This window comes from Pseudooceanicola sediminis (assembly GCF_003575965.1).
GTDB lineage: Bacteria > Pseudomonadota > Alphaproteobacteria > Rhodobacterales > Rhodobacteraceae > Pseudooceanicola > Pseudooceanicola sediminis.
The window spans coordinates 42,875-56,180 of record NZ_QWJJ01000012.1 but is presented as its reverse complement, the minus strand read 5'-3'; the positions used below and the strand labels follow the sequence as shown (position 1 = coordinate 56,180).

9 protein-coding genes, 2 pseudogenes and 1 riboswitch are annotated in these 13,306 nt (G+C 67.4%); of the genes and pseudogenes, 4 read left to right on the top strand and 7 right to left on the bottom strand.

All coding sequences use genetic code 11. The features are described 5' to 3' along the window. Positions 1-367: 367 nt before the first annotated feature. The 5 genes and pseudogenes from DL237_RS13950 to DL237_RS13930 all read right to left on the bottom strand — a co-directional run bounded on the left by DL237_RS13950 (position 368) and on the right by DL237_RS13930 (position 5,929). Positions 368-1,366, bottom strand: coding sequence for a hypothetical protein (locus tag DL237_RS13950; protein WP_147405353.1), 999 nt, complete (start codon positions 1,364-1,366; stop codon positions 368-370). 126 nt (positions 1,367-1,492) lie between these two features. After that, on the bottom strand, positions 1,493-2,344 hold the full coding sequence (locus tag DL237_RS13945; protein ID WP_199672096.1) for a metal ABC transporter permease: 852 nt from the start codon (positions 2,342-2,344) through the stop codon (positions 1,493-1,495). A 335-nt stretch (positions 2,345-2,679) separates the two neighbouring features. Continuing rightward, positions 2,680-3,525 (bottom strand): annotated as a pseudogene (locus DL237_RS13940) (metal ABC transporter permease); the annotation flags it as partial. Positions 3,526-4,075: 550 nt separating this feature from the next. Beyond that, positions 4,076-5,017: pseudogene (locus DL237_RS13935) on the bottom strand (manganese/iron ABC transporter ATP-binding protein); the annotation flags it as partial. Further along, positions 5,018-5,929 (bottom strand): metal ABC transporter substrate-binding protein, encoded by a 912-nt coding sequence (locus DL237_RS13930; protein ID WP_119399773.1) that lies wholly within the window; start codon positions 5,927-5,929, stop codon positions 5,018-5,020. It abuts the pseudogene before it with no gap. Positions 5,930-6,801: 872 nt separating this feature from the next. Next, a riboswitch (TPP riboswitch) is annotated at positions 6,802-6,922 on the top strand. Between the two features lie 93 nt (positions 6,923-7,015). Here DL237_RS13930 and thiC point away from each other — a divergent pair. From thiC to thiE, 3 genes are read left to right on the top strand one after another with little or no spacing between them, the layout of a single operon-like run. Beyond that, on the top strand, positions 7,016-8,836 hold the full coding sequence (gene thiC / locus DL237_RS13925; RefSeq protein WP_147405352.1) for a phosphomethylpyrimidine synthase ThiC: 1,821 nt from the start codon (positions 7,016-7,018) through the stop codon (positions 8,834-8,836). Continuing rightward, on the top strand, positions 8,836-9,636 hold the full coding sequence (gene thiM / locus DL237_RS13920) for a hydroxyethylthiazole kinase (RefSeq protein WP_119399690.1): 801 nt from the start codon (positions 8,836-8,838) through the stop codon (positions 9,634-9,636). The genes thiC and thiM overlap by 1 nt, the downstream gene beginning before the upstream one ends. Further along, entirely contained in the window at positions 9,633-10,274 is a 642-nt protein-coding gene (thiE, locus tag DL237_RS13915; RefSeq protein WP_119399689.1) for a thiamine phosphate synthase, read from the top strand. The genes thiM and thiE overlap by 4 nt, the downstream gene beginning before the upstream one ends. A gap of 63 nt (positions 10,275-10,337) precedes the next feature. Here thiE and thiD read toward each other — a convergent pair whose 3' ends face one another. Then, positions 10,338-11,165, bottom strand: a complete 828-nt coding sequence (gene thiD, locus DL237_RS13910) for a bifunctional hydroxymethylpyrimidine kinase/phosphomethylpyrimidine kinase (protein ID WP_119399688.1) — start codon at positions 11,163-11,165, stop codon at positions 10,338-10,340. Between the two features lie 8 nt (positions 11,166-11,173). Next, positions 11,174-11,734 (bottom strand): NUDIX hydrolase, encoded by a 561-nt coding sequence (locus tag DL237_RS13905; RefSeq protein WP_119399687.1) that lies wholly within the window; start codon positions 11,732-11,734, stop codon positions 11,174-11,176. A 625-nt stretch (positions 11,735-12,359) separates the two neighbouring features. Here DL237_RS13905 and DL237_RS13900 point away from each other — a divergent pair. Beyond that, entirely contained in the window at positions 12,360-13,286 is a 927-nt protein-coding gene (locus DL237_RS13900) for an AraC family transcriptional regulator (protein WP_119399686.1), read from the top strand. The last annotated feature ends 20 nt before the right edge of the window (positions 13,287-13,306 follow it).

Sequence of the window (13,306 nt, the reverse complement as noted above, 5' to 3'; positions counted from 1 at the left end):
GAATGGTTGCTGGTGCGGGCCGGCGTCTGGACGCTGTAGGCCGGTTTCTTTGCCGCGGGGCCGTCCGGAGCTGGCCTGCGCGATTTGCGCAGGGTAGCGAGCGGCTCGGACTGCGCAACCGGATCCGGATGGCTCGGGTTGAAGGCTTGGGGCTGAAAGGCCGGGGGCGAGTGGCTTGCCTTCGGTGACTGGCCTTCAGTGGCTGGCTTTCAGTGACGCGCCTTCAGCGGCCGGGGCACGAGCAATTGAGCCTTGCGTTGAAGGCCTGGATTTGCCCCGCTGTTCGCTGTTCGCTGTTCGCTGTTCGCTGTTCGCTGTTCGCTGTTCGCTGTTCGCTGTGCGGCTGCCTGATGGCCGGCGCGCGGCGTCAGAGGTTGCGATAGGGGAAGGGGCGCTGGGTGCGTAGTGGGCCCGAGGCCGGCTGCGTCGTGGCCGGGGTCAGGTGATCGAGCAGCCTGCGGGCCAGCAATTGCGCCAGGTCGCCCCCCGACAGGGCGCGACATCCCAGGGTGCGGGCCTGGGCGGTCAGGGCGCTGGTCTCTTGCCCGGTGTCGATGACCCAGTGGCGGGGGGACAGGTTGCAGGGGCGGTCCAGCGCGGTTGGCGTGGCGGCGGGCATGGCGCGGATGATGCCGTCGAACCGGTGGTCGCACAGGCTGTCGAGGCTGGGCAGGGTGACGCTGCGCATCCCGCTGCCCTGGGTCAGGAACAGCGAAAGCGCAAGGGCGCGGTCGCGGCGCGGATCGTAGATCGCCAGTTTGCGCACGCCGGCCGAGGCAAGGGCGCAGGCGGCGGCGCGTCCGCGTCGTCCCGCCCCCAGCAACAGTGCGTGATCGTGCGGCAGGGGCGCCAGAAAGCGCGTGATGGCCCGCTTGTGTGCCCAGGCGGCGGCATTGACACCGAAGGAGAGGCCCCCTTGGAACAGGATAAGGTCGACGCTGTGCTGCTGCTGCGCCACCGGGCTGAGCTGGTCGAGCAGGGGCAGCATCGTTTCGGTCAGCGCGCCGGTGACGTGCAGGGCGTCGAGGCCGGCGGCACGGGCGCGGTGCAGCAGGGCGGCGGGTGCGTCGTCGTCGGCAAAGTGATGCAGGGTCAGCGGTTGTCGCCAGGCCGCGGCCTTTGCGAGCAGTATCCCTTCGGCCTGGAGACGCGCAGCGGGACGCCCGGCCAGACCGAGGCGGAGCGGTGCGTTGCGCCGGGGCGTGACAAGCGCGGCCTGAGGGGAGGGCAGTGCGGAGGTCTGCGGGCTGGCCTGCGGTGCGCCGTCAGAGGCCGCGTGGGGTGAGGGGAGCAGCGGCAGGGCGCCGGGCGCGGTCAAACGTGCGGGCTGTTGTCCGGGGTGGGGGCTGGGTTGTGATCTGGGCATGGCACGGGCGCTCCCCGGTTGAATGCCACCACCTTTCACGAGCGCCTTGGTTGTGTCAATTCGCCGGAATGTGTCAGCGTCCGGTCCCGCGTCCGATCCCGCGTGCTTTCCTGCGTCATTCGGGGCTTATCCCGGGTGGGTGGCGGCCCGGCGGGTCAGGATCATCCGGCGCGCGAAGGCGACGAGGAACAATGCGGTCAGGATCAGGATGATGGTGGGCGCCGGGGCGCTGTCGAGCCAGAAGCTGGCGTAGGTGCCCAGCAGCATGGACAGGGTGCAGACTGCGACAGAGACGGGCAGCATCACGGAAAAGCGGCGCACGCTGAGAAAGGCGATGGCGCCCGGTGCGATCAGCAGGCCGACGGCCAGGATCAGCCCGGTGGCCGACAGGGTGGCCACGATGGTCATCGACAGGATGGTCAGCAGCCCATAGTGCAGCAGGTTGACCGGCAGGCCGGATGCGCGGGCCTGCGCCGGATCGAAGGCATGCAGCAGCAGGTCCTTCCATTTCAGCACCAGGGCCAGTGTCACCACGAGCGAGATGGCACCGGCGGTCCACAGGTCGCCCGGCCCGACGCCCAGCATGTTGCCGAACAGGATGTGGTCGAGGTGGGCGTTGGTGTCGATCGAGGTATAGAGGATGATCCCGATCCCGAACATGCCCGAAAACACGACCCCCATCACCGTGTCCTGCTTGACCCGCGAATTATACGCCAGAAAGCCGGTCACCAGGGAGGTGACCATGCCGGCCGCGAAGGCGCCGAAGATCAGCGGCAGCCCGGAGGCATAGGCGATGACGATACCCGGCAGCGTGGCATGGCTGACCGCATCGCCCATCAGCGCCCAGCTCTTGAGCACAAGGAAGCACGACAGCAATGCCGTGGGCACCGAGACGATCAGGCAGATCAGGAAGGCGTGTTGCATGAAGGGAAACTGGAACGGAAACAGCAGTCCGTCCTCTCGGATCAGGTCGATCATGGCTGGCGCCTCGGCTTGGGGGACGCGGGGGCACCTTTCCCGGAGGTGCGGGCGGGCGCGGAGGATGGCGCGGGAGGGTCCGCAGGCGCCGATGGCGCCGCAGGGCGGTCGGCGTGTGCGGGGGCGAGGGGGGTGGAGTCGTGCTCGGCCGCGCCTGCGCGGTGGACGGGGCCGTCGGGGCCGTCGGGCGAGGCGCCAGCCCGGGAGGTCGCCCGGGAGGCTGGCTGCGAGGTCGGTTGCGAGGTCGGCTGGGTGTCCCGGCGTGGTTGGGAGGGCGCGAGGTGTTGGTCGGCGGGGCGCTGTTGCGAGAGGGGGGGCTGCTGCGGGAGGGGCCTGCGCAGGGCGGCGCGGGCCCGGGCACGGGCGGCGAGAATGCCGTGCTTTGGTGCGAAGGTGAAGGCCGCGAGGAAGATCAGCGTTTGCAGCGTGGTGATGATGCCGCCGGTCGCGCCGTCGAGAAAGTAGCTGGCATAGGCCCCGAAAAAGCCGGTCAGAGCGCCGATGCAGACGGCGGTCAGGATCAGCCGCGAGAACCTGTCGCACAGCAGGTAGGCCGTCGCCCCGGGGGTCACCACCATGGCGATGACGAGGAATGCGCCGACAGTCTGCATCGCGGCGACGACGCAGGCCGAGAGGAGCATGAAGAAGACCGCCTTGAGCAGCGTCGGGCGCAGGCCGATCGAGCGGGCGTGGTTTTCATCGAAGAAGGTGACCATGAGGTCGCGCCACTTGGCCAGCAGGACCACCAGCGTGACGACGCCGATGATCACCAGTTGCAGGGTGTCCTGCGGGGTGATCGCGAGGATGTTGCCCATGGTGATCGTCTGTACCGAGACCGACATCGGATTGATCGAGATCATGAACAGCCCGATCCCGAAGAACGAGGTGAAGATCATGCCGATCACCACGTCGACCTTGAGACCCGAGCGGTCCGACAGGAACAGCATCGCGGCCGCCGCAAGGCCGCCCGACAGGAAGGCGCCCAGCGCGAAGGGCAGGCCGAGCATGTAGGCCCCGGCCACGCCCGGCACAACGGAATGCGACAGCGCATCGCCGATCAGCGACCACCCCTTGAGCATCAGGTAGGCCGACAGGAAGGCGCAGACGCCGCCGATCAGCGCCGAGACCCACATCGCGTTGGTCATGTAGCCGTAGGAGAAGGGTTCAAGCAGGAGGGTCATGCGTGGTCCGCAGGGCAGCAGGGCGCGCCACGGCGCGCGACGTGGGGCGCAAGGAGTGAGGCGCAGGTGGGCGCCATGGTGGACAGGCCGGGGGACGTGAGGGCGCGCGCGGCGCGGTGGGGTCGGGTACAGGGGGCGGCAGGGGCCGGGACTGGGGTCTGCGCCGGGGCTGGGGCAGGGACCGGGGATGTGGCAGGGGGGCGCTGCCCCCGTCCGCGCGGGGCGCGGACTCCCCCGGGATATTTCCGACAGGGAAACATGCAGGGGGGTGTTCCGGGGGCATGGGGGCCGCATCGAGGCGGGGTGGCAGCGGCGCCGGGCCGCAACAGGCCGTCGCGGGCCGTGCCGGGCGTGCGAGGCGGGCGGGTCATCTGACCGGGTCTTTCGGGGCGGGCGTGCTGGTGGGGCGGTCGGTGGTGTCGGAGTTGGCGCCGGTATCGGTATCGATGTCTGGGGGTTCACCGCGGTGGGCGCGATCATCGGCCGTTGAAGACGCATCGCGGGTGGGTCGGGTCGGCGGGGTCACTTTCGGGCGGGCGTCGCGTCGGTGCATCTTGTCGCCGTACTGGACCAGGGGGCGTTCATCGTCGGTGAAGATGGAGACCTGGCGCGGGTCGTCGTCGTCGTGCAGGACGTCGCCGCCGAGGGTGAAGTGGCGCAACACGCCACCGAAGGCCGCCGCCAGGTTCTTGTGCGTGAAGGTATCTTCGGTCGGCCCGTAGGCCAGGACGGTGCCCTTGATCAGCACGGTGCGGTCGCAGAATTCGGGAACCGACCCGAGATTGTGGGTGGAGACCAGCATGACACGGCCTTCGGCGCGCAGCTCGCGCAGCAGGGCGATGATCTGTTCCTCGGTGCCGACGTCGACACCGGTGAAGGGTTCGTCCAGCAGGATGACCTGGCCGTTCTGGGCCAGTGCGCGGGCGAGGAAGACGCGCTTTTTCTGGCCGCCGGAGAGTTCCCCGATCTGGCGGGTGCGGAAGTCGGTCATGTTGACGCGGTGCAGAGCCTCCGTGACGGCGGCGTGATCGGCGGGGCGCGGCCGGCGCAGGAACCCCATGTGGCCGTAGCGGCCCATCATCACCACGTCTTCGACGAGGACGGGGAAGGCCCAGTCGACGTCCTCGGACTGGGGGACGTAGGCGACTAGGTTGGCCTTGAGCGCCTGCTTCACGGTCAGGCCGAGCAGCTGGATATCGCCGCGCGCCGCCGGAACGAAGCCCATGATGGCCTTGAACAGGGTGGATTTGCCCGCGCCGTTGACACCGACAAGTGCCGTGATGGTGCCGCGCGGGATTTCGAAGCTGGCATCGCGCAGGGCGGTCAGGCCGTTGCGATAGGTCACGGTGACGTTGCGCGCCGAGATGCCGGCGTTCTGGGGGGCGTCCTGGGGGCCGTCATGGGGGGCGGTGGTGCGCGAGGCGGCGTCCAGGGGTGCGGTGCCAGTGGGAGAGGTGCCAGTGGGAGAGGTGCGGGCGGTTTCAGGGGGCATCTAGTTGGTCGCCTTTGCATCGAGGCCGTCGGCAATGGTCTGGGCAGTGGCGCGCAGCAGGTCGAGGTAGCTTGGCACCGGACCCTCGGGGCCGGACAGGCTGTCGACGTAGAGCACGCCGCCGAAACGGGCACCGGTTTCGCGCGCCACCTGTTCGGCGGGAGAGGTGTTGACGGTGCTTTCGCAGAAAACCACAGGGATATCGTGGGCGCGCACGCCGTCGATGACGGCGCGGACCTGCTGTGGTGTGCCGACCTGATCGGCGTTCATCGGCCAGAGGTAGAGTTCCTGCATCGCGAAATCGCGGGCAAGGTAGGAAAACGCGCCTTCGCAGGTGACCAGCCAGCGCTGGGCGGCGGGGATCTTTGCAACGCGGGCGCGCAGCGGTTCGATCGTGTCGGTGAGCTGCTGTTTGTAGGCGGTCGCATTGGCGGCATACGTCGCGGCATTGTCGGGGTCATGCGCGGAGAGGGCTGCGGCGATGTTGTCGACATAGACCTGGGCGTTGGAGAGGCCCATCCATGCGTGGGGGTTCGGCTTGCCCTCATAAGCGCCGAGGGCGACGGGGATCGGGTCGATGCCGGTGGAGAGCGTTTCGGAGGGGATGATGCCGAGGTTGGCGATGAACTGATCGAACCAGAGCTCCAATCCCAGGCCATTGTAGAGGATCAGGTCGGATTTGGCGGCGCGCACGATGTCGCGCGGGGTGGGTTCGTAGCCGTGGATCTCGGCGCCGGGCTTGGTGATCGAGACGACATCGGCGGCGTCGCCCGCGACGTTCTGCGCCATGTCGGCGAGCACGGTGAAGGTGGTCACGACCTTGAGCCGGTCGGCCAGAGCCGGGGACGCGGCCGAAAGGGCCAGCGTCGGGGCCAGTGTCAGGGCCAGCAGGGCGGCGCGGGGCAGGGGCATGGTCGTCCTTTCGGGCATCACGGTGTTTGGGGCATCGCGGTTCCATATGTAATTGAGAGGCATTTGCAAAAAGGCAAGGGGCACCATGCGGATCGGGCGAGAATTCACGGAAATTTCAGGAATAGGTGCCGCCGGGCGAATTGCGCGGCAGACAGGTGCCAAAGAAAGCGGCGCTGATGGGCGGCAGTCGCTGGCGGGAAGGGGCTGACGCTTTGGTCGGCGGGCATGGAAGGCTGGCATGAAAGGCTGGCATGGAAGGCTGGCGCGCGAAGCCCGGAAGGGGCGCGGCTTGTCGGTGCTGATCGGAGGGTGCCGTTGGTGGTGCCGGGTCAATGCGGCCCTGTCGGTGGGACGCGATCAGGGGCGATGTCCGGGCTGCGGGGCAGGGCTGGGGTGGACCGGTTTGCGGTCCGGCCTGGCGAGCTGCGTGGCGATGTATGGGACATGGCGGCCGATTTCCGTGAGCGGCGCGGATAGCTGGCTGGCGGGGCGCGGGGCCGTAGCTTGCTTGCTGTCTTGGGGTGCTTATAACCTGACGTTCGCGCCGCTGCAAGAAAAAACACAATAAAAACATATAGTTGACTATTTCTGTCGGGTGTTTCTGGAAAGTAAAATACTCAGGATTGGGGCGGGTCTCGATTGGGCTGGGATCACATGAGGGAGCGGGGCGGGCAGCGGGGCCGGTTTGAAACCAGTGTGAAGCCGGGGTCAGGCGGGGTGCAGGTGGGGTGATTGAGGCAAATGCCTTGGAGGTCAGGGGGTTGCACGGCGAAGATGAGGCGGTGTTCAGGCCTCTTCGGGGCTGCGATGGCCGGGCTCGGGACGGGCTCGGGACGGGCGCTTGACAGTACGCGGCGATGCGCGCAGGTTTGCGGTGTCACCCGGGGGGTCCCGACAAGGGGCTGAGATACTGATCGCGCACCCGCGCAGCGCAGTGACCCGATGAACCTGATCCAGTTCACACTGGCGTAGGGATGGTGTTGCGCGTTGCGGGCAGGTGGGGGCGATTCCCCCTGGCATCCCGTATCGGGCTTTCCTCCATTCAGCGCGGAACTGGGTCTTCTTTGCCAAGGAGGCCTGAAGCCGATGAATATGTCCAACCTTCCCACCCCCGAGGTCACGCAGGGGCCCTTGCCCGCGTCCCGCAAGGTCTGGCACGCGGGTGTGCTGCACCCGGAGATCCGCGTGCCGATGCGCGAGATCGATCTGCACCCGAGTGCGGGCGAACCGCCGGTCCCTGTCTACGACAGTTCCGGCCCGTACACCGACCCCGAGGCGCGGATCGACATCGGCGCAGGCATTGCGCGTGTCCGCCGGGCCTGGGTCGAGGCGCGCGGCGATGTCGAGGTCTATGACGGGCGGCATGTGCGGCCCGAGGACAACGGCTTTGCCGATGGTGCGCGGCTGGTACCTGAGTTTCCGGTGCGCCACAGCCCTTTGCGTGCCAGAGGGGGCGTCGCGGTGACGCAGCTGGCCTATGCCCGTGCGGGTATCGTGACGGCCGAGATGGAGTTCGTGGCGATCCGCGAAAACCTCGGGCGGAAAGCGGCGCGCGAGGCCGCGGCGCGGGATGGTCAGGACTGGGGTGCGGCGATCCCCGATCATGTCACGGGGGAGTTCGTGCGTGACGAGATCGCGCGCGGTCGGGCGATCATCCCGTGCAACATCAACCACCCCGAGGTGGAGCCGATGGCGATCGGGCGCAACTTTCTGGTCAAGATCAACGCCAATATCGGCAACAGCGCCGTCACCTCGTCGATGGCCGAAGAGGTGGAAAAGATGGTCTGGGCGACGCGGTGGGGTGCGGACACCGTGATGGACCTGTCGACGGGGCGCAATATCCACAACATCCGCGACTGGATCATCCGCAACAGCGCGGTGCCGATCGGCACGGTGCCGCTGTATCAGGCGCTGGAAAAGGTCGGCGGCATCGCCGAGGATCTGACTTGGGAGGTCTATCGTGACACCCTGATCGAACAGGCCGAGCAGGGGGTGGATTATTTCACCATCCACGCCGGGGTGCGTCTGCACATGATCCCGCTGACCGTGGATCGGGTCACGGGGATTGTCAGCCGGGGCGGTTCGATCATGGCCAAGTGGTGCCTGCATCATCACAGGGAAAGCTTCCTATATGAGCATTTCGAGGAGATCTGCGACATTTGCCGCGCCTACGACGTGTCGTTCAGCCTCGGCGACGGGTTGCGCCCCGGTTCCATCGCGGATGCCAATGACGCGGCGCAGTTCGCCGAGCTGGAGACGCTGGGCGAGCTGACGCACATTGCCTGGGCGAAGGACTGTCAGGTGATGATCGAGGGGCCGGGCCATGTGCCGATGCACAAGATCAAGGAGAACATGGACAAGCAGCTGGCGGTTTGCGACGAGGCGCCGTTCTATACCCTCGGGCCGCTGACGACGGATATTGCGCCGGGGTACGACCATATCACCAGCGGCATCGGCGCGGCGATGATCGGATGGTTCGGCTGCGCGATGCTGTGCTATGTCACGCCGAAAGAGCACCTTGGCCTGCCGGACCGCGACGACGTGAAGGTCGGTGTGATCACCTACAAGATCGCCGCCCATGCCGCCGATCTGGCCAAGGGGCATCCCGGTGCGCAGGTGCGCGACGATGCGCTGAGCCGGGCGCGGTTCGAGTTCCGCTGGGAGGATCAGTTCAACCTGAGCCTCGACCCCGAAACCGCGCGTGCCCTGCATGACGAGACGCTGCCGAAAGAGGCGCACAAGGTGGCGCATTTCTGTTCGATGTGCGGGCCGAAGTTCTGTTCGATGAGGATCAGCCACGACATCCGCGCCGAGGCGCAGAAGGAGGGCATGGCGAAGATGGCCGAGAAATACCGCGAGGGGGGCGATCTTTACATGCCGGTCGATGCAGGGACGGAGGACGTGTGATGCAGGTTGGGACAACTTTGGGCGCGATGCGCGCCGCGACGCCGCTGGTGCAGTGCATCACCAACTACGTGGCGATGAACGTGGCCGCCAACGTGTTGCTGGCAGCAGGGGCCAGCCCGGCGATGGTCAGCGACGCCGAGGAAGCGGGCGAATTTGCCGCGATCGCGGGCGCGCTGACGGTGAATATCGGCACGCTGTCGGCCCCGTTCGTGGCGGGGATGCGCGCGGCGATTGCAGGGGCGGAGGGCACGGGCACCCCTTGGGTGCTGGACCCGGTGGCCTGTCAGGCGACGGCGCTGCGGCGGCGCGTGGCGGCGGATCTGGTGGCGCTGAAGCCGACGATCATCCGGGCCAATGCCTCGGAAATCCTGAGCCTTGCGGGCGAGGCGAGCCGGGGGCAGGGCGTTGACGGACGCGACAGTACCGCAGCGGCGCAAGGCGCGGCCAGCCGGCTGGCGCAGCGCACGGGCGGCGTCGTCGCGATGACCGGCGCGGTCGATTTCGTCACCGATGGCATGCGGGCTGTGCGGATCGCGGGCGGGTCGTCCTGGATGCCGCTGAACACCGCGCTTGGCTGTTCGCTGACCGGGCTGTGCGGGGCCTTTGCGGCGGTGGCCGCACCGTTCGAGGCCTCGGTCGCCGCGCTGGCATTGTTTGCGGTGGCAGGCAGGCGGGCGCATGGTGCAGCAGAAGGACCGGGCAGTTTCGCGCCGCTGTTCCTGGATGCGCTGCACCAGGTCGGCCCGGACGATCTGGACCGCGAAGCCCGGATCGAGGTGCTGGAGGTCGCCGCGGCATGACGCTCGATCTGGGTCTGTACCTCGTCCTCGATCCCGGTCTTTGCCGGGATCGGGGGATGGTCGAGACGGCGCGACTGGCGGTGGCGGGGGGCGCCACGATTGTTCAGTTGCGCGACAAGGACGCTGATACGGCGCGGCTGATCGAGGCGGGACGGGCGCTGCGCACGGCGCTGGCAGGCAGCGGCGCGATGCTGATCGTGAACGACGACGTGGAGGCGGCATTGGCGATCGGCGCGGACGGCGTGCATGTCGGGCAGGATGACATGGACCCGGGCGAGGTGCGCAGGCGTCTGGGGCCGCGCGCTCTGCTGGGTCTTTCCGTCGAAACGGTGGATGCGGCGCAGCGGGTCGATCCGGTGCTGGTGGATTACGCCGGTGCCGGGCCGGTCTTTGCCACGGCGACCAAGCCGGACCACAAGCCGCCGGTCGGCTTTGCCGGGCTGGCGGAGATCGTACGCGCCTGTCCGGTGCCGGTGGTGGCCATCGGTGGGCTGGCTGCGGGCCATGCTGATGCCGTGCGGGCCAGTGGCGCAATGGGGATGGCCGTTGTTTCGGCCATTTGCGGGCAGGCCGATCCCCGTGCCGCGGCCCGCGCGATGGCGCAGGCCTGGCAGGCGGCGGTGGCTGCCGGCGGCTGAGCAAAGGTGATGATGCGGTTGCCCCGGTGCGGGGTGGCCGGAAGTGTGCCGGTCAGGGCGGGCCTATTCGCCCGCCTTGTCCAGCGGCGTCGGCCAGAGGGCATGGAAGTGGTGCACCGGCCCGCGCCCCTCGCCCACGTCGAGCATGTCCGACGCGATGAGCGCGGCATGAAGATAGGCCTTGGCCCGCGAAACCGCCTCAGGGACCGGAAAATAGGGGAGGAGCGCTGCGATCGCCGAGGACAGGGTGCAGCCGGTGCCATGATCGTTGCGGGTGTCGACGCGGGGCGCGGGAAAGCGGCGGGACGCGCCGTCGGGGCCGAGCAGCAGATCCGTGCTTTCGCTGCTGCCATCCAGGTGCCCGCCCTTGAGCAGCACCCATTTCGGCCCCAGCAACAGCAGATCCTCCATCGCGTCGTGCAACCGTTGATCACTCCAGGCACCGGAGGATTTCAGCAGCGTGTCGGCCTCTGGCAGGTTCGGGGTGATGACGGTGGCCAGCGGGATCAGGTGGTCGCGCAGCGCACGCAGGGCATCGCGGTCCAGAAGGGAGTCGCCGCTGGAGGCGATCATCACCGGATCGAACACGATATTGCGCGCGCCATGCAGCGTCAGGCGTTCGGCAATCACGCGGGCGATGTCTGCGTTCGCAACCATGCCGATCTTGACCGCGTCAACGCGCACGTCTTCAAACACGGCGTCGATCTGGTCTGCGACGAGGCAGGGCTGCATGGCCGTAAAGCTGCGCACGCCCTGTGTGTTCTGGGCCACGACTGCGGTGACCGCGCTCATCGCGTAGGCGCCGAGGGCGGAAATGGCCTTGATATCGGCCTGGATACCTGCTCCGCCCGTCGGATCGGTGCCGGCGATGGTCAACACGTTGGCAATCATGAGATCTGTCATCCTTTCAACGCCGCAAGTTCAGCCAGACGCAGCACGTCATCGCTGAGGCTAAGATCACCGCTGCGAAGCTGGTCGAGTGTGAACCAGCCCGCATCGAGCGCATCGTCGGCCGCCGCCGGGTCACCCCTGCGCCAATGACAAAGCATGGCGATGAGGACGTAGTGCTGCCGCAGGGTCTGACCAGTGGCGTCGTGGTCGAAAATATCGAGCACGTCCAGAAGGGGTCCTACGTCGGCGGCAATGCCGGTTTCTTCGGACAATTCGCGCAAGCTGGCCTGCGCGACGGTTTCGCCCGGTTCGATCTTGCCACCCGGAAATCCCCACAGGCCCGCGTCGGGCGGATTGGCCCGGCGCACCAGAAGCACCTGGTTGCCATGTGGCACGACCGCGATCACGGCGGCAACCGGGCGGGCTGCGACGGGGTGGGCCGCGACGGGGGGCACGGGCGCGTGCGTTGCGGGCCTTGCGACCGTGGTATCGGTGGCCTGTGGACCGCAGGCGCTGCGCGCACCAACAGCGGGATCGCCGGGATAGAGTGGATGGCTGGGGTCGTACATGTCGCTACCACGTCCTTTTCGGCATGGTCTGTCACGGAGGAACGTGGATCGCCCTGCGCCACCGCCGCCACGATCACTGGGCTTGCGCCACACCGGGGCGGTCACCCGTTCCCTACACCCTAGCACATATTAACCTCTGATAAAGAAGTTCCGGCCGTCGTGGTTGATGAGCGCTGTTTTCCGGCCTGCATCCTGCCCTCCGGGCCCTGCGTTTCGCCCAAAGGTGATGAATTACCGTGGCTTGCGCGGGCGGGCGGTTGGGGCGGGTCTTTGCCTATGTGCTGCGGGTTGATGCGCCGTGTGGCTGTGGATGGCGGTGGCGATACCGAAAAGGATATATCGCGTCGCCAAGATGTGACGATTTTGCCGGGGCGCGAAAGGGGGGGCAGGTGGTCCTTGCGGCTTGTCCGCGCGCTGATGAATTCGGCGGTATTCACGTCGGTATCTTGACGGTATCCGAGCGGTGCAGAGGCCGCGTCGCCGGTTGCCTTGACAATTCATAGTAATTTGGTCAGGTAACGGCGCGATCTTTACACGGTGTCAGTCACCGTTCCCCCAGACATAGCGCCCCATGCCGATATCACGCGCCAAAACCCGAGCTTCCTCCGGAGCCTTCTTGCCACGGATGCAGGCTGAAACCTCCAAGTTGCACACGCTGAAGCCGTTGTCGTTCCGACGGTTGCAGGGTGCCATTGCCGATGTCTGGCATGTGCAGGGCGACGCTGGCGGCGGCGGGTATTACATCGCGCCCGATCCCCGGCTGGTGGTTTTTCTGGGCGAGGTGCCGCAGATGGCGCTGAGTACCGATGCCAGGCTGGTGCCAGTTCAGACAGGGGCGCGCGCGATGTTCATTCCGGCAGGGGTGCCGTTGTGGAGCAGGCTGGGGCCGTCGCAGCGTCTGTCGCATATCGACTTTCACCTTGAGGCGCAGGGATTGCACAACCGCCTGTCCGACGCGGGTCTGGGCCGCGTGCCGGATCAGGCCCGGTTCCTGGCGGGTGGCGCGCAGTTGAGCGATATCGCGCGGCTTGCCGCAGATGAGGTTGAACGGCCGAGGCGCGGTGAGATGCTGATCGACGGTTTGCTGACCGCCTTGCTGGGCGAGGTTTTTGCCACGGAGCCGGAGCGTTCCGTCGCGCCGGTACACGACATCAGCAAGGGCGGATTGAGCCCGCACCTGCTGGCGGCGGTGCAGGCCCACGTGCAGAGCAACCTTGCCCGTCACGTCGGGGTGTCCGAGCTGGCCGAAACAGCCGGGCTGTCTGAAAGCTGGTTCGCGCGGGCCTTCAAGCTGTCGATGGGTGAAACCCCGCAACGCTGGCAGGCGCGGCTGCGCCTGGAGGCGGCGCGTGAGCTGATGCGCGACCCCGACCTTGCGCTGGCCGAGATTGCGGATGCGACCGGCTTTGCCGATCAGGCACATCTGTCGCGGGCGTTTCGCGGGCGGTTCGGACAGCCGCCGTCGGCCTGGCGGCGGGAACAGGGGCCACGAAGTGCCATTTTGGAACAGAACCGGACAAATCGCGGTGGTCCTGTTCAAGACAGGGCGTAGTACCCGAGTTAAACGCTCGG